15 protein-coding genes are annotated in these 16,836 nt (G+C 65.2%); 5 read left to right on the top strand and 10 right to left on the bottom strand.

All coding sequences use genetic code 11. The features are described from left to right. Positions 1-29 precede the first annotated feature (29 nt). Positions 30-797 (bottom strand): SDR family NAD(P)-dependent oxidoreductase, encoded by a 768-nt coding sequence (locus tag ACVILL_RS36200; protein WP_456733401.1) that lies wholly within the window; start codon positions 795-797, stop codon positions 30-32. A gap of 89 nt (positions 798-886) precedes the next feature. Then, positions 887-1,594: a histidine phosphatase family protein gene (locus ACVILL_RS36205; protein ID WP_456733402.1), complete on the bottom strand. Its 708-nt coding sequence runs from the start codon at positions 1,592-1,594 to the stop codon at positions 887-889. Between the two features lie 139 nt (positions 1,595-1,733). Here ACVILL_RS36205 and ACVILL_RS36210 point away from each other — a divergent pair, with 139 nt between their 5' ends. Both ACVILL_RS36210 and argE read left to right on the top strand, forming a co-directional pair. Next, on the top strand, positions 1,734-2,519 hold the full coding sequence (locus ACVILL_RS36210; RefSeq protein ID WP_456733403.1) for an SDR family NAD(P)-dependent oxidoreductase: 786 nt from the start codon (positions 1,734-1,736) through the stop codon (positions 2,517-2,519). A 324-nt stretch (positions 2,520-2,843) separates the two neighbouring features. Continuing rightward, positions 2,844-4,013 carry an acetylornithine deacetylase gene (argE, locus tag ACVILL_RS36215; RefSeq protein WP_456733404.1) on the top strand — a complete coding sequence of 390 codons (1,170 nt, stop codon included), beginning with the start codon at positions 2,844-2,846 and terminating at the stop codon, positions 4,011-4,013. 152 nt (positions 4,014-4,165) lie between these two features. On the opposite strand, the gene ACVILL_RS36220 is transcribed toward argE, so the two are convergent. The 3 genes from ACVILL_RS36220 to ACVILL_RS36230 all read right to left on the bottom strand — a co-directional run bounded on the left by ACVILL_RS36220 (position 4,166) and on the right by ACVILL_RS36230 (position 7,637). Continuing rightward, the gene (locus ACVILL_RS36220; RefSeq protein WP_456733405.1) at positions 4,166-5,080 is read right to left on the bottom strand and encodes a DMT family transporter; all 915 of its coding nucleotides are present in this window, start codon (positions 5,078-5,080) and stop codon (positions 4,166-4,168) included. 155 nt (positions 5,081-5,235) lie between these two features. Further along, complete coding sequence (locus ACVILL_RS36225; RefSeq protein ID WP_456733406.1) at positions 5,236-6,294, bottom strand: phosphotransferase family protein; 1,059 nt, start codon at positions 6,292-6,294, stop codon at positions 5,236-5,238. A gap of 110 nt (positions 6,295-6,404) precedes the next feature. Further along, entirely contained in the window at positions 6,405-7,637 is a 1,233-nt protein-coding gene (locus tag ACVILL_RS36230) for an acyl-CoA dehydrogenase family protein (protein WP_456733407.1), read from the bottom strand. Positions 7,638-7,717: 80 nt separating this feature from the next. Here ACVILL_RS36230 and ACVILL_RS36235 point away from each other — a divergent pair, with 80 nt between their 5' ends. Beyond that, entirely contained in the window at positions 7,718-7,960 is a 243-nt protein-coding gene (locus ACVILL_RS36235; RefSeq protein WP_456733408.1) for a hypothetical protein, read from the top strand. A 16-nt stretch (positions 7,961-7,976) separates the two neighbouring features. After that, positions 7,977-8,666: a TetR/AcrR family transcriptional regulator gene (locus ACVILL_RS36240; protein ID WP_456733409.1), complete on the top strand. Its 690-nt coding sequence runs from the start codon at positions 7,977-7,979 to the stop codon at positions 8,664-8,666. 12 nt (positions 8,667-8,678) lie between these two features. On the opposite strand, the gene ACVILL_RS36245 is transcribed toward ACVILL_RS36240, so the two are convergent. Beyond that, the gene (locus ACVILL_RS36245) at positions 8,679-9,074 is read right to left on the bottom strand and encodes a RidA family protein (RefSeq protein ID WP_456733410.1); all 396 of its coding nucleotides are present in this window, start codon (positions 9,072-9,074) and stop codon (positions 8,679-8,681) included. 220 nt (positions 9,075-9,294) lie between these two features. Then, positions 9,295-10,521 (bottom strand): CaiB/BaiF CoA transferase family protein, encoded by a 1,227-nt coding sequence (locus ACVILL_RS36250; RefSeq protein ID WP_456733411.1) that lies wholly within the window; start codon positions 10,519-10,521, stop codon positions 9,295-9,297. A 285-nt stretch (positions 10,522-10,806) separates the two neighbouring features. On the opposite strand from ACVILL_RS36250, the gene ACVILL_RS36255 reads away from it, so the two are divergent. Next, positions 10,807-11,055 (top strand): hypothetical protein, encoded by a 249-nt coding sequence (locus tag ACVILL_RS36255; protein WP_456733412.1) that lies wholly within the window; start codon positions 10,807-10,809, stop codon positions 11,053-11,055. A 12-nt stretch (positions 11,056-11,067) separates the two neighbouring features. On the opposite strand, the gene ACVILL_RS36260 is transcribed toward ACVILL_RS36255, so the two are convergent. The 3 genes from ACVILL_RS36260 to nirB are packed head-to-tail and all read right to left on the bottom strand — an operon-like array spanning position 11,068 to position 16,516. Continuing rightward, positions 11,068-13,734, bottom strand: coding sequence for a nitrate reductase (locus tag ACVILL_RS36260; protein ID WP_456733413.1), 2,667 nt, complete (start codon positions 13,732-13,734; stop codon positions 11,068-11,070). An 11-nt stretch (positions 13,735-13,745) separates the two neighbouring features. Continuing rightward, positions 13,746-14,075, bottom strand: coding sequence for a nitrite reductase small subunit NirD (nirD, locus tag ACVILL_RS36265; RefSeq protein WP_028335429.1), 330 nt, complete (start codon positions 14,073-14,075; stop codon positions 13,746-13,748). Next, positions 14,072-16,516, bottom strand: a complete 2,445-nt coding sequence (gene nirB, locus ACVILL_RS36270; RefSeq protein ID WP_456734442.1) for a nitrite reductase large subunit NirB — start codon at positions 16,514-16,516, stop codon at positions 14,072-14,074. Before nirB ends, nirD begins: the two co-directional genes overlap by 4 nt. Positions 16,517-16,836: the final 320 nt, after the last annotated feature.

A 16,836-nucleotide genomic window follows, 5' to 3' on the forward strand; every position in this document is an offset into this window, starting at 1 on the left:
CTACGCGCGCCCCGGGATGACGCTTCGGGTCAGCTGATCGTCGCGCCGCCATCGATCACGATGGTCTGGCCGGTCATGAAGTCGCCGGCGCGCGAGCCCATCATCACGGCGGCGCCCGCGATCTCGTCCGGCACGCCGATCCGCAGCAGCGGCGAGCGCGCGGTCGAGGCCTTCAGATTGTCCGGGTTGTCCCACAGCGCCTTGGCGAAGTCGGTCTTGATCAGGCCCGGCGCGATGCAGTTCACGCGGATATTGTGCTTGCCGTATTCGCAGGCGAGGTTGCGCGCGAGTTGCATGTCGGCAGCCTTCGAGATCGCGTAGGCGCCGAGGATGGTCGAGCCCTTCAGGCCGCCGATCGAGGACACGATGATGATGGAGCCGTCCTTGCGCTCGATCATCTGCGGCACCACCATCGAGATCAGCCAGTTGTTGGCGACGATGTTGTTGTCGAGGATTTTCCTGAACTGATCGTCGGAGATGCCGGCGAGCGGACCGTAATACGGGTTCGACGCGGCGTTGCAGACCAGCACATCGATCTTGCCGAAGGCGCGGTTGCTCTCGTCGACCAGGTTCTGCAGATTTTCCTTCGAGGAGATGTTCGCCGCGATCGCGACCGCAGTGCCCTTGCCGTAGCTGTCATTGATCTCCTTCGCGACCTGCTCGCAGACATCGGCCTTGCGCGAGGAGATCACGACATTGGCGCCGTGCTCGGCCATCCGCTCGGCGATCGCGCGTCCGATGCCGCGCGTCGAGCCGGTAATGACGGCGACTTTTCCCTTCATGTCGAACAAGGTCATGCTTCTCTCCCGAGTCTGAGTTTTGAGTTTAAAGGTGTTTGAATTCTGCGATCAGCTTAAGCAGTGGTCCGGCGTTGCGATAGCAGCAATCACGCAAGCTTGCTGGCCGGCCGTACCTCAGGCCCGGCCGGCTGATGCATCGCGGCGTGGCGGGGATCGGCGATCCAGGGCTGCTGGTTCACCATCGGCAGCCGCCAGGTCGACAGACCATTGCTTGCGATATGATCGAGCCGCGTCACCGAGACGTTGTCGATGTCGAAGGACAGGCCCCGATCCGGCTGGCCGCCGAGCGCAAGTCCGACCGCGGCCTTGATCACGCCGCCATGGCCGGCGGCGATGATGTCGTTACCCGCCTCCGCCGCCGTGATCCGCACGATGGTGCGGCAAACGCGGGTGTAGAGATCCATGAAGCTTTCGCCGCCCGGCGCGGGCTCGTTGACGTCGGAGAACCAGGCGCTGCCCGGCGGACGGCTGGCGAGAATCGCCGCACGGTTCATGCCCTGCCACCGGCCGAGATGCTGCTCGGCGAAGTCGCGCTCATGCGTCATGCCGGCCGGCCTCGGATAACCGGCGGCCCAGATCGCTTCCGCGGTCTTGTGCGTGCGCTTCAGATTGCTCGAATACCACACCGCGTTGCGCGGCAGCATCTTGGCGACCGCCTCGAACACTTCGACGTCGCCGATGTCACAGTCGATGTCCTCCTGCCCGTAGATGTTGCCGCCATCGCTGCGCACCGGCGCGTGGCGAACCCACCACCAGCGCGTCACCGTCACGTTAGGCTTCTCTGGATTGGACATCGGATGAGCCCTTCAATAGTGTCCCGTCACGCTGTACGTCACACCGCACATCGTCTCAAGTGCTTCTGACGTTTGAAATTTTGTTTGAATTCCGTCGCGCGGCAGACGCGTTGCGGATCACGTGAACAGGGAGAAACCTATGGGCCGCCTCGAAGGCAAATCCGTCATCATCACCGGCGCGGGCAGCGGCATCGGCCGCGCAGCGTCGCTGCTGTTCGCCAGGGAAGGCGCCAGGCTGATCGCGGTCGATCGCACCGATGCCGTGAACGACACCGCCAAGCTGGTGCGCGATGCCGGCGGTACCGTCGAAGCCGTCACAGCTGACGCAGGCTCGGAGAGCGACGTGAAGGCGTTCATCGACAAGGCCGTCGCGAAATACGGTAAGCTCGATGCGATCTGGGCCAACGCCGGCGTCAGCGGCGGTCTCGTGCCGCTCGCCGACCAGACCGTCGAACATTGGCAGGAAGTGCTGCGCGTCAATCTGATCGGCCCGTTCCTCGCGATCAAGCATTCGATCCCGCACATGACGAAGCAAGGTTCCGGCTCGATCGTCTGCACCGCATCCGTCGCGGGCCTGAAGTCCGGCGCCAGCGGTCATCCCTACGGTGCGAGCAAGGCCGGCGTCATCAGCCTGGTGCAGACCACCGCCTACTCGCTTTCCGGCACCGGTGTGCGCATCAATGCGATCTGCCCGGGCCTGATCGAGACCGGCATGACCAAGCCGGTGTTCGATCGCGCCAAGGAGCGCGGCACCCAGGACAAGATTGGCCAGCTCAATCCGCTGAAGCGCCCCGGTCAGCCGCACGAACTCGCCGCGATGGGATTGTTCCTGGCGAGCGACGAGGCCTCCTACGTCAACGGCCAGGCCATCCCGGTCGACGGCGGCCTCACGGCGTCGATGCCGTATACGGGCAAGCCGATTTAGCACGGGCTATCTCGCCGTTCGCCGTGCCGGCGAGGTCCGGATGACGTGATAACGGCGCCACATTCACCACTGTCGTCCCGGCGCAGGCCGGGACCCATACGCCGCGGCACGCATGGTGAAAGGCACTCGTCGTTCCAGCATCGTTCAACAATACCCATCGGTGGTTATGGGTCCCGGCCTTCGCCGGGACGACGCACACTCTTTTGGCGCGGCTTGTGAGTCGTCCAGGCCGGACAACCCACTCAGCCGGGGCGGCGAGTTCTTTTCCCTTTCATGCTTTCATTGTTATGGTTCAGGGATCCATACCCACCAGTGACCCTATCCATGCAAAGCCCACGTCCCGACCGCATCCGCAGACTTCTGGCCGACCTCGTCGCCTTCGATACCGTCAGCGACCGCAGCAACCTGCCCCTGATCGACTACATCGAGCGCTATCTCGCCTCGCTCGGCGTCGGCGCACAGCGCATCGTCGATGATACCGGACAGAAGGCCTCGTTGTGGGTCACGGTCGGCCCCGAGGACAGAGCCGGGCTCGTGCTGTCGGGGCATACGGATGTCGTGCCGGTCGCCGGACAGAACTGGACCCACAACCCGTTCGAACTCGTCGAGCGCGACGGCCGGCTCTATGGCCGCGGCACCACCGACATGAAGGGCTTCGTCGCGGTCTGCCTCGCGATGGTTCCCGAGATGCTCGCAGCCGGTCTCAAGACGCCGATCAATCTCGCGATCTCCTATGACGAGGAGATCGGTTGCGTCGGCGTGCGGCCGATGCTGCGCGAGGTCGCGCGCAAGCCGGTGAAGCCGCTCGGCTGCTTCGTCGGCGAGCCGACCCAGATGCAGGTGATCACCGGCCACAAGGGCAAGCACGGTGTGCGCGCCACGTTCCGCGGGCTCGCGCGCCACTCCTCGATCGCGCCCGACGGGGTGAACGCGATCGAATATGCGGCCGAGCTTATCACGGAAATCCGCTGCCGCGCCGAACAGCTCGCGGCGAAACGCGAGCGCGACAGTCTCTACGACGTGCCGCATTCCACGCTGCTCACCAGCATCGTGCATGGCGGCGCGGCGCTGAACATCGTGCCCGACCATTGCACCGTGGAGTTCGAATGCCGCGGCATCGGGATCACCGAGTCCAGGCAAGTGACGGACGCGATCATCGCCTGGGCAAAGGCCGAGATCGAGCCCAGGATGCGCGAACGCGACGCGAACTGCGGCATCGATTTCGAGGAGATCCTCGACTACCCCGCGCTCGATACGGCGGCAGACGATCCAGTCGTCACGCTGGCCAAGCAGCTCGCCGGCCGCAACGATCACGCCAAGGTCGCCTTCGGCACCGAGGCTGGGCTGTTCGTCAGCATGGCGGACGTGCCCTCGGTCGTGGTCGGCCCCGGCGCGATCGCGCAGGCGCACACGCCGGATGAGTTCGTCGAGATGTCGCAGCTCGAGGCGTGCGGAGATTTCGTCGCACGGCTGATCGCGCATTGCGCGAAGTGATGCCGCAAATGGTTGCGTAGCAAGGATGGGTAGAGCGAAGCGAAACCCATCATCGGGCCGCGGACTCGGATCGATGGGTATCGCGGAGTTTATCATCGGGCCGCGCCTTGCGCGGACCCGTTGGCTCCACCTATCCTGCGGACCGTTATGCGTTACAACCCGTCCGGCGGCAGGCCGGGACCCGTCGCCGCCGGGCGGAGCTTGTCGCGCTTGCGCTCGCGGTAGAAGGCGTAGAGACCTGACGCCACGATGATTGCGGCGCCGGCGAGCATTGGGCCGTCGGGCTTGTGGCCGAAGGCGAGATAGCCGGTCAGCATCGCCCATGGCAGCGCGGTGTAGCGGAACGGCGCCACCGCCGAGATGTCGCCGGTGCGGAGCGACACGATGATACATTGATAGCCGATCAGGATCAGCACGGCGGCGAATGCGAGCAGGCCGAGCGCATGGCCGGACGGCGCCTTCCAGCCGCCGAGCGGGACCAGTACGGCAGCGCCGGCCGTCGTCACCGTCACGGTCGTGAGCAGCGTGATGAACACGGTCGGCAAGTGCTTCGGGATGCGGCGGGTTGCGAGGTCGCGGACCGCGCAGAAGCCGACCGACGCCAGCGCCAACAGCGCGGCCTGGCTAAATCCTTCCGCGCCGGGCCGGACGATGACCAGCACGCCGATGAAGCCGGCCGCGATCGCAAGCCAGCGCCGCCAGCCGACCGGCTCGCCGAACACCAGCGCCGCACCGAGCGTGATGACCAGCGGCAGCGCCTGGAAGATCGCCGACGCGTTGGCGAGCGGGATCTGCGAGATCGCTGAGAGATAAGTCAGTGTGCCGCCGATCTCGCCGACGACGCGCAGTCCGACCGGCCAGATCAGGAGAGCGCTGAAACTGCGCAGCGCATCGCGGTACCACGCGAGTGCCGCGACCAGCACGATCGCGACCAGGCCGCGAACCAGCAGGACCTCCCCGATATTGAGTTCCGCCGACACCGCCTTGGTGATGGTATCGTTGACCGTGAAGCTGGCCATGGCCGCAGCCATGAACAGGCTACCGCGAAGATTCGAGGAAAGGGGCAAAATGAAAGTGTCCGATCAGGACCAGGGCGCGAGCGTTGACTGGACTGACTTGCCAAAGCGGCGCTGCGAACTCAAGTCACAGATGGCTACAATGCGGAAACATGCCGCACCTCGCGGAAGCGGCGCGAACCATGAGGATCGCGCCGCGTTTCGTGTCAGATCGCGCCGGCCTTCTGCGCGTATTCCCATGACGCCTTCGACAGCGGCACGGTGCGCGCGGCCGACTCGAGGGCCTTGGCGTTCGCGGCGGTGCCGTCGCGGACCCGGCCCGCAATGCCCTGCGTGATGCCGGCGAGGCGGAACAGATTGTAGGAGAAGTACCAGTTCAGGTCCGGCACAGCCATGCCGGTGACGTTGCAGTAGATCTGTGCGGCCTCGTCCTGGCTCGGAATGTTCAACGCCTTGAGGTCGGCGTTGGCGAGGCCCGGCATGGTCCACTGCATCAACAGATAGGTGAAGTCGGCCATGGGATCGCCGAGCGTCGACAATTCCCAGTCGAGCACCGCCTGCACCCGCGGCTCGGTGGCGTGGAAGATCATGTTGTCGAGGCGATAGTCGCCATGCACGACCGAGACGCGCCTCTGCTCCGGCACCGTCTTCGGCAGCCACTCGGCGAGCTTCTCGAATTCGGGAATGTGCTGCGTCTCGGACGCGCGATACTGCTTGGTCCAGCGGTCGACCTGGCGCGCAAAATAGTTGCCGGGCTTGCCGAAATCGCCGAGGCCGATTGTTTCGGGATCGAGGATGTGCAGCTTGGCCAGCGTCTCGATCTTGCTGGTGAAGATTTTCCGCCGCGCGTCCGGCTCCTGGCTCGGCAGCGTCGGATCCCAGAACACCCGCCCCTCCTCCATCGACATGATGTAGAAGGCCGAGCCGATCACCGCGTCGTCGGTGCACAGCGCGTAGGCTTTTGCGACCGGGAAATTCTGCTTGCCGAGCGCCGCGATCACGCGGAACTCGCGATCCACCGCATGGGCCGACGGCAACAATTTACCGAACGGACGGCGGCGCATCACGTAATTGCGGCCGGGGGTCTCGAGCTTGTAGGTCGGATTGGACTGGCCGCCCTTGAACTGCAGGACCTTGAGCGGGCCCTGATAGCCCTCGACGTGTTCCTTCATCCAGGCGGCGAGATTGGCCTCGTTGATACGATGGCGCTCCTCGACTTCCCTTGTCCCGGAAAATTCCTCGTCTTTCCTGACGCCGTCCGCCACGATGACGCTCCCTCAACTCAGTTTTGTCGGGAGCGCCGCCCGGCGCTCCCATTTCTCTTTTTCATTCTGAGCACGATGTACGCGGGAACGCCATGCGTTCCGCATCATGCTCAGTGCGACGTGTTTGCATACTTCCGAAGTTCAAGCCTGGCAATGGCGCGATTGTGCACCTCGTCCGGACCGTCGGCCAGGCGCAGCGTGCGGATGTGGGCATAGGCCTTGGCGAGCCCGGCGTCGTCGGAAACACCACCGCCGCCAAACGCCTGGATCGCCTGGTCGATGATCTTCAGCGCCATGTTGGGCGCTGCGACCTTGATCATCGCGATCTCGGCCTGCGCGGTCTTGTTGCCGACCTTGTCCATCATGTCGGCGGCCTTGAGGCACAGCAGGCGATTCATCTCGATGTCGGTGCGGGCCTCGCCGATGCGCTGCTCCCAGACCGAGTGCTCGATGATCTTCTTGCCGAACGCGGTGCGCGAGGCGAGCCGCTTCACCATCTTCTCCAGCGCTTCCTCGGCCTGGCCGATGGTGCGCATGCAGTGATGGATGCGGCCCGGGCCGAGACGGCCCTGCGCGATCTCGAAGCCGCGGCCCTCGCCGAGCAGGATGTTTTCCTTCGGCACGCGGACGTTCTCGAGCAGCACCTGGGCGTGGCCGTGCGGTGCATCGTCGAAGCCGAACACCGGCAGCATCTTCTCGACCTTGATGCCGGGGGTGTCGAGCGGCACCAGGATCTGCGACTGCTGCTGATGCTTGGCGGCGTTGAAGTCGGTCTTGCCCATCAGGATCGCGATCTTGCAGCGGGGATCGCCGACGCCCGACGACCACCATTTGCGGCCGTTGATGACGTAGTGATCGCCGTCCTTCTCGATCCGCGTCTCGATGTTGGTGGCGTCGGACGACGCGACCGCAGGCTCGGTCATCAGGAAGGCGGAGCGGATCTCACCGTCCATCAGCGGGCGCAGCCATTTGCGCTTCTGCTCCTTGGTGCCGTAGCGGATGAACACTTCCATGTTGCCGGTATCGGGAGCGGAGCAGTTGAATACTTCCGACGCCCAGGAGATGTGGCCCATCTCTTCCGACAGCAGCGCGTATTCGAGGTTGGTCAATCCCGCGCCGTGGAATTCGTCGTCCTCATGCGAGGACGGCGGCATGAACATGTTCCAGAGGCCTTCGGCCTTCGCCTTCTTCTTCAGGTCCTCGAGGACCGGGATCACCTTCCAGCGCGGGCCTTCGGCGTCCTGCTTCTCGTAGATCGGCACCGCCGGGCGGACATGCGTTTTCATGAAAGCCTGAACGCGCTCCAGCCACTCCTTCTGCTTCGGCGACATCGTGAAATCCATGGGACGCTCCTCGTTTCCTAGACTTGGGCCTTTGCCTTCTGGACCTTGCCTTCAGGGCCTTGGCCGTTTGGACAACATTGTTGACCCCGCCTCCGCGGCTCGCAAGGGCGTTCGCGGGACAGGCGGCGGTGGTGTGCCAGAACGCCGCCCGCGATCAGCGGATTGACATTTCCGGCTCTTCAAACGATAGTTTCATACAAATGTTTGAAAAGCAACTCCCGGGCGTCGTCGTCATTCCGGGGCGGCACGTCAGCGCCGAACCCGAAATCCAGGAGTTGTGGCGCGAGATTCCGGGTTCGATGCTGCGCATCGCCCCGGAATGACCGGAGGTTCGAAGCCATGGCCAGCGACCAGACCCGATCCGCCATTCTCGCCGCCGCCGAGCGGCTCTATGCCGACCGCGGCTTCGGCGACGTCACGCTGCGCGACATCGTCGCGGAGGCGAACGTCAACCTCGCCGCGGTGAATTATCATTTCGGCTCCAAGGACGAATTGATCGCGGAGCTGTTCGTCACCCGCAGCATCCAGACCAACCGCGAGCGTCTCAATGAATTGCGGGCGGCGGAAGAAAAAGGCGGCGGACGCGCCGCGATCGAAGACATCATGCGCGCCCTCGTCGGCCCCACTCTGCGCGGCTGCCTCGGACCCGACCGCGAGGGCTCGACCGCGGCGCGCTTCATGATCCGCGCCTCGATCGAATCCGTGCCGCCGATCCGCCGCATCAAGAACCGCGAAGTCGACCATCTGCGCAAATTCGCCGCCGCGATGCGCCGCGCGATGCCCGGCCGGGACGACACCGAACTGTATTGGGGCCTGCACTTCGCGCTCGCGATGGCGCACCACACCATCCGCGAGAAGGAACGCCTGCTGCGGCTGTCGGAAGGCAAGTGCGACCTCGACGACGTCCGCGCCATCATCGATCGCGTGGTCACGGTCTCGGTGATGGCGCTGACGATGGGCGATGTGCCGAACAAGCCGGCCGCGCGGCCGGTCCTGGTGCACGGCCGGCTGACGCGCCAGGATTTGTGAAGGGCCCTGCCCTTACACCATCGCGATGCAGTCGATCTCGATGTCGAACGGGCCAGTCCATTCCGGGATGCAGACGAAGATCCGCGCCGGCAGGTCATCCGCGAAGTATTTCCGGTAGATCGTATTGAAGGTCGCGAAGTGTTTTGCCGAGGTGCAGAAGATGTTGCACTTCATCACGTTGTCGAACGAGGCGCCGGCGGCCTCCAAGCACCGCTTCAACTGCTCCATGACCAATTCGCTTTGCTGCTCGATCGGGGCGCCGGTAGCGATCTCGCCAGTTGCGGGATCGAACGGCGGCAGGCCGGAGACGAACACCATGTTGCCGGCGCGGGTGACTGCGGACGCCGGCGCCTTCCAGCGCTCCAGCCAGCTCGAGATCGGTTCGACGCGGACCACTTCCCGTTTCATGATTGGCACCTTCGATGAGGGATCGATGGCGCCAATCTAGCGGGCTGGTGTCAATGATGATTCGACATGGATCGAAGTGTGTTCGCCTTGTCATTGCGAGGAGCGATAGCGACGAAGCAATCCATGCCTCCGCATATGCGGGGCGATGGATTGCTTCGCTTCGCTCGCAATGACGTGGGGTTGGACTCGTGCCGCCCTCTCCTGTCCGGGTCGAGCGCGTCTACAGAATCCCCTGCGCCTTCAGCCCTTCGACCTTGGCGTCGTCATAGCCGATGCTCGCCAGCACATCCTTGGTGTCGGCCCCTAACAGCGGCGGGGCGCGGTACTCGGTGATCGGCGTGCCCGAGAAGGTCAGCGCGTTGCGGATCAGCGACAGGTTCGGCTCGAAGGGGTGATCGACCTTGACCCGCATGCCGCGCGACTGCACGTGCGGATCGCTGAACACCTGCTCGAAATTGTTGATCGGGCCGGACGGCACGCCGGCCTCCTCAAGCTTCTCCAGCCAGTAGGCGACTGGATGCTTCAGGAACAGCCCGGCGAAGATCGCCATGATCTCCTTGCCGTGCACCACGCGGTCGTTGTTCTTGACGAAGCGCTTGTCGTTGGCGAGCTCGGGCTCGCCGAGCACCGCGCAGGTGCGCTGGAACTGGCCGTCATTGCCGACCACCAGCATCAATTCGCCGTCGGTGCAGCGGAACACGCCGGCCGGCATGCCGCCATTGCCCCAGGTGCCGCGGCGCGGCGGCATCTTGCCGTTGACGAGGTAGATCTGCAGCCAGTGCGACAGCGAGGCGATCACGGTGTCGAACAGGCAGACGTCGATATGCTGCCCTTCCCCGTTGTTGGCATCGCGATGGTAGAGCGCGGAGAGGATGCCGATCGAGGTGTTCATGCCGGTCATGTAGTCGACAATCGAGGGGCCGACCTTCATCGGGCCCTCGCCGGGCTCGCCGTCGATATGGCCGGTGACGCTCATCAGGCCGCCCATTGCCTGCAGGATCGCGTCATAACCGGCGCGCGGCGCGTAAGGTCCGGTCTGGCCGAAACCGGTCACCGAGCAATAGATGATGCCGGGGTTGATCTTCTTGATGGTCTCGTAATCGAGGCCGTAGCGCTTGAGGTCGCCGACCTTGTAGTTCTCCATCATCACGTCGGCCGACTTGGCGAGCTCGCGGATGATCTCCTGCCCCTCGGGCTTGGCGATATTGACGGTGACCGACTTCTTGTTGCGGTTGGCGCAGAGGTAGAACGAGTTGTTGTTGTTCGCCTTGCCTTCGGGATCGGGAAGGTAGGGCGGGCCAAAGGCGCGCGCATCGTCGCCGCCGCCGGGCCGCTCGATCTTGATCACCTCGGCGCCGAGATCCGCCAGCATCTGGGCCGACAGCGGGCCCGCGAGCACCCGCGTCAAATCGAGGATCTTGATGCCCGAGAGTGGCAGAGCCGACATGAACCTTCCTCCGATATTTTGCAAATCTTGATTGTCCGGCGCGGGACGGGTGTCTTGCCCGTGTCCTGGACACGCCAGAGCCTGCCGATACACCATTTTGGTGCCGTGAGCACTGCATTGTCGGCATGAAGCCATCCCCGGACGGCCTATGTGCGGCGCGCCGGTGACCGCCGGGGGGAACCGGTCACCAGAATCGGGCCGCTTGCCGCCACGCGAAATTGTGAAGACGGCCGACACCGATTTGTCTCGGCGCCCACGCTATTCTGACGCGACGAGGAGGAAACCATGCGGACGTTCACGACGGCCGGGCTGCTGCTCACCCTGCTTGCGGCCGCAATGCCGCCGGCGGATGCACGCGGCGGCGGCCACGGCCACGGCGGCGGGCACAGTCACGGCATGCACGCCGGCGGCGCAGTCCACGGCGGCTTTGCTTCCGACAAGCGCCACGGCGACGACGCCTATGCCAAGGCAGCCTCCGACGAGGAGGACCGCCTGCTCAACAGCAAGCTGAAGAGCATCTGCAGAGGTTGCTGACTCGTTCGAGAGTCAGGACGCGATCGCCGCCTGCCGCGGCTGCGCGGTGGCGCCGATCAGCTTGCCGATCTCGGGCTTGCAGCCACCGCAATTGGTGCCGGCCTTCAGGCAGCGGCCGATCGCCTCAATGCTGGCGGCGCCCTTTTTGATCTCGGCGGTGATCTGATGCTGGCCGATGCTGAAGCAGGAGCAGACGATCGGGCCGATGTCCTCGCCCGCGCCGAACGGCCGCCCTGCCAGCAGCGCCATCCGCGCATTGGCCGACAATTGCTGTTCGGCGAACAGCCCGGTCAGCCAGGCCCGCGACGGCAGGGTGTGGTCGGGCGCGATGAACACGCAGCCCGCGAGCCGGCCGTCGCGCACCGCCGCGTAACGGAAGCGTCCGGCGGCCGGATCGCGGTAGGCGATCCATTCGATCTCGACGCCGTCGAGGCCGAGCTGCGCCCGCGCCCAGTCGCGCCAGCTCTCCGGGCGGACGTCGAGCGCGAGTTCGAGCCGCATGCAATCGCCGGCCTTGCCGTAAACCCAATAGCCGCTTGCCGGCCGCTTGATCGCGTCGCGGCTCAGGACAAAGGCGTGCCATTTCGGCGCGTAGGGATCGGCCTTGACCGGCGTGTGCTTGGATTCCGGCTGGCCGGACAGCGGATCGACCACCGGATTGACCAGCGCGTTGACGCGCCCCTCGCCGGCGAACTCCTCGTTCCAGTGCATCGGCACGAACACGCAGCCGCGACGCTGGTCGGCGCTGACCACGACGCGCGCGATCATCTCGCCCCAGTTGCTCGTCAGCCGCGCCAGTCCCTCGTTTTGCAGGCCGGCCTGCCGCGCGTCCTCGGGGTGGAATTCGGCATAGGGCTCGAAGACATGCGACAGCAGCCGCCCGGTCTTCCCGGTCCGCGTCATGGTGTGCCACTGATCGCGGACGCGGCCGGTGTTGAGCACCAGCGGATAGTCCCGGCTGGTGGCGTGGCGCGCCGCGCGCGGCGCGACCGGCACGAAGCGCGCCTTGCGGTCGGGCGTGAAGAATGTCTGGCTCTCGAACATCCGCGGCGTGCCGGCCGGATGCTCTGACGTCACCGGCCACTGCACCGGCGCCAGCGCGTCATAGGCGCCGTCGTCTAGCGCAGCCAGCGCCGAGATGTCGAAATCGCGCTGGCCACGATTTTCAAAGCCCGACAGTTCGGCGTGCTCGCGGAACACCTCGGCCGCCGAGGTATAGTCGAAGCCGGCATATCCCATCCGGGTGGCGACGTCGCAGATGATGCGCCAGTCGGCGCGCGCCTCGCCCGGCGCTGACAGGAACGGCCGCTGCCGCGAGATCCGGCGCTCGGAATTGGTGACGGTGCCGTCCTTCTCGCCCCAGGCCAGCGCCGGCAGCAGCACGTCGGCATGGCGCGTGGTGTCGGTGTCGCGCATGCAATCCGTCACCACGACGAGCTCGCAGGCCTCGAGCGCGGCCCGCGCGCGGTCGGCATCGGGCAGGCTCACCACCGGATTGGTCGAGATGATCCACACCGCCTTGATGCGGCCGTCAGCGATGGCGTCGAACATGTCGACCGCCTTCAACCCGCTTTTCTCCGCGATCACAGGCGCGCGCCAGAACCGCTGCACCAGCTCGCGATGCGCGGGATTCTCGATCTCCATATGCGCGGCAAGCTGGTTGGCAAGCCCGCCGACCTCGCGGCCGCCCATCGCGTTGGGCTGGCCGGTCAGCGAGAACGGCCCCATGCCGGGACGGCCGATGCGTCCGGTCAGGAGATGGCAATTGATGATGGCGTTGACCTTGTCGACGCCGCTCGACGACTGGTTGATGCCTTGCGAATACAGCGTGACGACGCGCTCGGTCCGGGTGAACCAGTCGAAGAACAGTCCGACCGCGCCTTCGGTCAGGCCGCAGGTTGCCGCGGTCTGCGCCACGGTCTGGCCGCCCACCTGCTTGAGCGCGTCGACGACCCCCGTCGTGCAATTGCCGACAAAGGCACGGTCGACCGCGTTGCTGCCGGCGAGGAATGCGAACAGCCCGTTGAACAGCACGCTGTCGCTGCCCGAGCGCAGCGGAAGATGCAGATCGGCGCCCTCGCAGGTCGCGGTGCGGCGCGGATCGATCACCACGATCTTGCACGCCGGGTTCTTCTCCTTTGCCGCCAGCATGCGCTGGTGCAGGATCGGATGACACCAGGCGGCGTTGGAGCCGACCAGCACCAGAAGGTCCGCCTGCTCGAGATCCTCGTAGCAGCCCGGCACGGTATCGCTGCCGAACGCGCGCTTGTGCCCGGCGACGCTGGAGGCCATGCACAGCCGCGAATTGGTGTCGATGTTGGCGGTGCCGACAAAGCCCTTGGCGAGCTTGTTGATGACGTAATAGTCCTCGGTCAGGAGCTGGCCGGAGACATAGAACGCGACCGCATCGGGCCCGTGCTCCCTGATAATCCGATTAAAGCCGTCGGCAACGCGACCGAGCGCGTCGTCCCACGTGGCCGGCGCACCATCGACGACAGGTTCGAGCAGACGTCCGTCGAGATCGATGGTCTCGGCGAGCGCCGAGCCCTTGCTGCACAGCCGGCCGAAATTGGCCGGATGCTGCTTGTCGCCTTCGACCCGGACCGCGCCCGCCGCGTCCTTCGACGCGATGACGCCACAGCCGACACCGCAATAGGGACACGTGGTCTTGACGGGCATTGCCTGACCGCTCAGCTCACCGCAGCCGCCTGCCGTACCGACAGCCAGACAACGCCGTTCTCGACCTTGGCCGGATGGGTATGCGTGCAGCCTTCGTCGGGCGCGACCGCCTGCCCGCTCGCAAGCTCGATGACGAAATTATGCAGCGGACAAGTCACGCGCTTGTTGTGCACGATGCCCTGCGACAGCGGCCCGCCCTTGTGCGGGCAGCGGTCGTCGAGCGCGAACACCTCGTCGCTCTCGGTGCGGAACACCGCGATGTTGCCGCCGGGCGTGCGCACCACGCGCGAGCCGAGCCGCGGAATGTCGGTCAATGCGCCGATCTCGATCCACTGGGTCATGCGAGCTCCAATTCGGCGAGAGGCGCGAACTCGTTGCGGTCGACGCCGCGGCTGGCGCGCTCGGCCCACGGGTCGGTCTGCGCGAACTGCTGCGAATAGGCAAAGCGGGCGAACAGCGCCTTGCGGTTCGCGATGTCATCGACCACCCGCTTCCTGATCTGCTCGAGACCGACGCGGTCGCACCATTTGTACATGCGCTCGAGATACCAGCCCTCCTCGCGATAGAGCTGGGTCAGCGCCACGATCACCTCGAGCGTCTCGTCCTCGGTCTCGACCTTGGTCAGGAACTCGGTGCCCTTGATGTGCAGGCCGGCGGCGCCGGCGAAATGAATCTCGTAGCCGGAATCGACGCAGACCACGCCGACGTCCTTGCAGGTCGCCTCCGCGCAGTTGCGCGGGCAGCCGGAGACGCCGAGCTTGACCTTGGCCGGCGTCCAGGAGCCCCACATGAACTTCTCGAGCTTGACGCCGAGGCCGGTGGAATCCTGGGTGCCGAAGCGGCACCATTCGGAACCGACGCAGGTCTTCACCGTGCGCAGGCCCTTGGCGTAGGCATGGCCCGACACCATGCCGGCGTCGTTGAGATCGGCCCACACCGCCGGCAGGTCCTCCTTCTTGACGCCGAGCAGGTCGATGCGCTGGCCGCCGGTGACCTTCACCGTCGGGATGTTGAACTTCTCGGCAACATCGGCGATGGCGCGCAGCTCGCTCGGCGTGGTGACGCCGCCCCACATCCGTGGCACCACCGAATAGGTGCCGTCCTTCTGGATGTTGGCGTGGACGCGCTCATTGATGAAGCGCGACTGCTGGTCGTCGCGATATTCGCCGGGCCAGGTCGCGAGCAGATAGTAGTTCAGCGCCGGACGGCAGGAATGGCAGCCGTTGAGCGTCTTCCACTCCATGAAGCGCATCACCGCCGGAATGGTCTTGAGCTGCTGCTCGACGATGACGCGGCGGACGTCGTCGTGGCTGTGATCGGTGCACTTGCACAGCGGCTTGACCTTCGGCGCCGCCGAATAGTCGCCGCCGAGCGTGAACGCCAGCACCTGCTCGACCAGGCCGGTGCACGAGCCGCAGGACGACGACGCCTTGGTATGGGCGCGGACGTCGTCGAGCGTGAACAGCTTCTTCTCGCTGATCGCCTTGACGATCGCGCCCTTGCAGACGCCGTTGCAGCCGCAGATCTCGGTCTCGTCGCTCATCGCGGCAACCGAGCTCTGGCCGCTGACGCCGCCATCGCCGAGATTGGCAGCGCCGAACACCAGGCGCTCGCGCATATGCGAGACGTCGGTGCCGTCGCGCAGATGCTGGAAGTACCAGGGGCCGTCGATGGTGTCGCCGTAGAGCACGGCGCCGACGATCTTCTTGTCCTTCAGGATGATGCGCTTGTAGACGCCGCGATTGGCGTCCTGCAGCACGATCTCCTCCTTGTCCGGCCCCGGCGCGAAGTCGCCGGCCGAGAACAGGTCGATGCCGGTGACCTTCAGCTTGGTCGAGGTGACTGAGCCGTCATAGGTGGCAAAGCCCTTCATCGCGAGGTGGTTGGCGCAGACCTTGGCCTGGTCGAACAGCGGCGCGACGAGACCATAGGTCTGGCGGCGGTGCTGTACGCATTCGCCGACCGCGTAGATGCGGCCGTCATAGGTCTGCATGGTGTCGGAGACGACGATGCCCCGCTCGCAGTAGAGCCCGGCCTTCTTGGCGAGCTCGAAGTTGGGGCGGATGCCGACCGCCATCACCACCAAGTCGGCCGGCAGCTCGGTGCCGTCGCCGAAACGCACGCCGGTGACGCGGTCCTCGCCCAGGATGGCCTGGGTCTGCGCCGGCATCTTGAACACCATGCCGCGCTCTTCCAGCGACTTGCGCAGCAATCCGCCGGCCACCGGATCGAGCTGACGCTCCATCAGGGTGTCGAGCAGATGCACGACGGTGACATTCATGCCGCGCTTCATCAGCCCGTTGGCCGCTTCGAGACCGAGCAGGCCGCCGCCGATCACGACGGCATTGCGGTAGTCGGTCGAGGCCTTGATCATGCGATCGACGTCATAGATGTCGCGGAAGCCGATCACGCCCGGCAGCTCCTTGCCCGGCAGCGGCAGCATGATCGGGTTCGAGCCGGTCGCGATCAGCAAGCGGTCGTAGGGAACGCGATCGCCGGCCTCGGTGACCACCTCGCAAGTCCGGCGATCGATCATGGCGATCGTCTCGCCCTTGCGCAGGGTGATGTTGTTGTCGTCGTACCAGTCGACGGTGTTGAGCATGATGTCGTCGACGGTCTTCTCGCCGGCCAGCACCGGCGACAGCAGGATGCGATTGTAATTGCCGTAGGGCTCGGAGCCGAACACCGTGATGTCGTAGAGATCGGGCGCGCGCTCCAGCAGCGCCTCGACCGTCCGGATGCCGGCCATTCCGTTGCCGATCACGACGAGCTTCTGCTTGATCACCTTGTCGAGCATGGTCTGCCTTTCAATTCCGACGGCGCTGCCCAGCGACGCGACACGCGTCGTTGATCGACACCGATAAGGTTTGGATTTGTAGGAAGCCCAGCCGCGGGCGCAGACCGTCCTCAATGACGATCGATGTTCCGTTAACGACTTGATATTCAAAACGCGTGCCAACTCGGCGCGAACGAATCTGTCAGCAAAATCAATCAGTTTCCGGCGACATCGAATCAGCCCGATGACGCGCCACCGAGACGGCTGGCCGATTTTTTAGCCACGCCGATGATCTCTTGTGCAGCACAGCATCAACTGCCGCGACG

The organism is Bradyrhizobium sp. USDA 3364 (assembly GCF_054056355.1).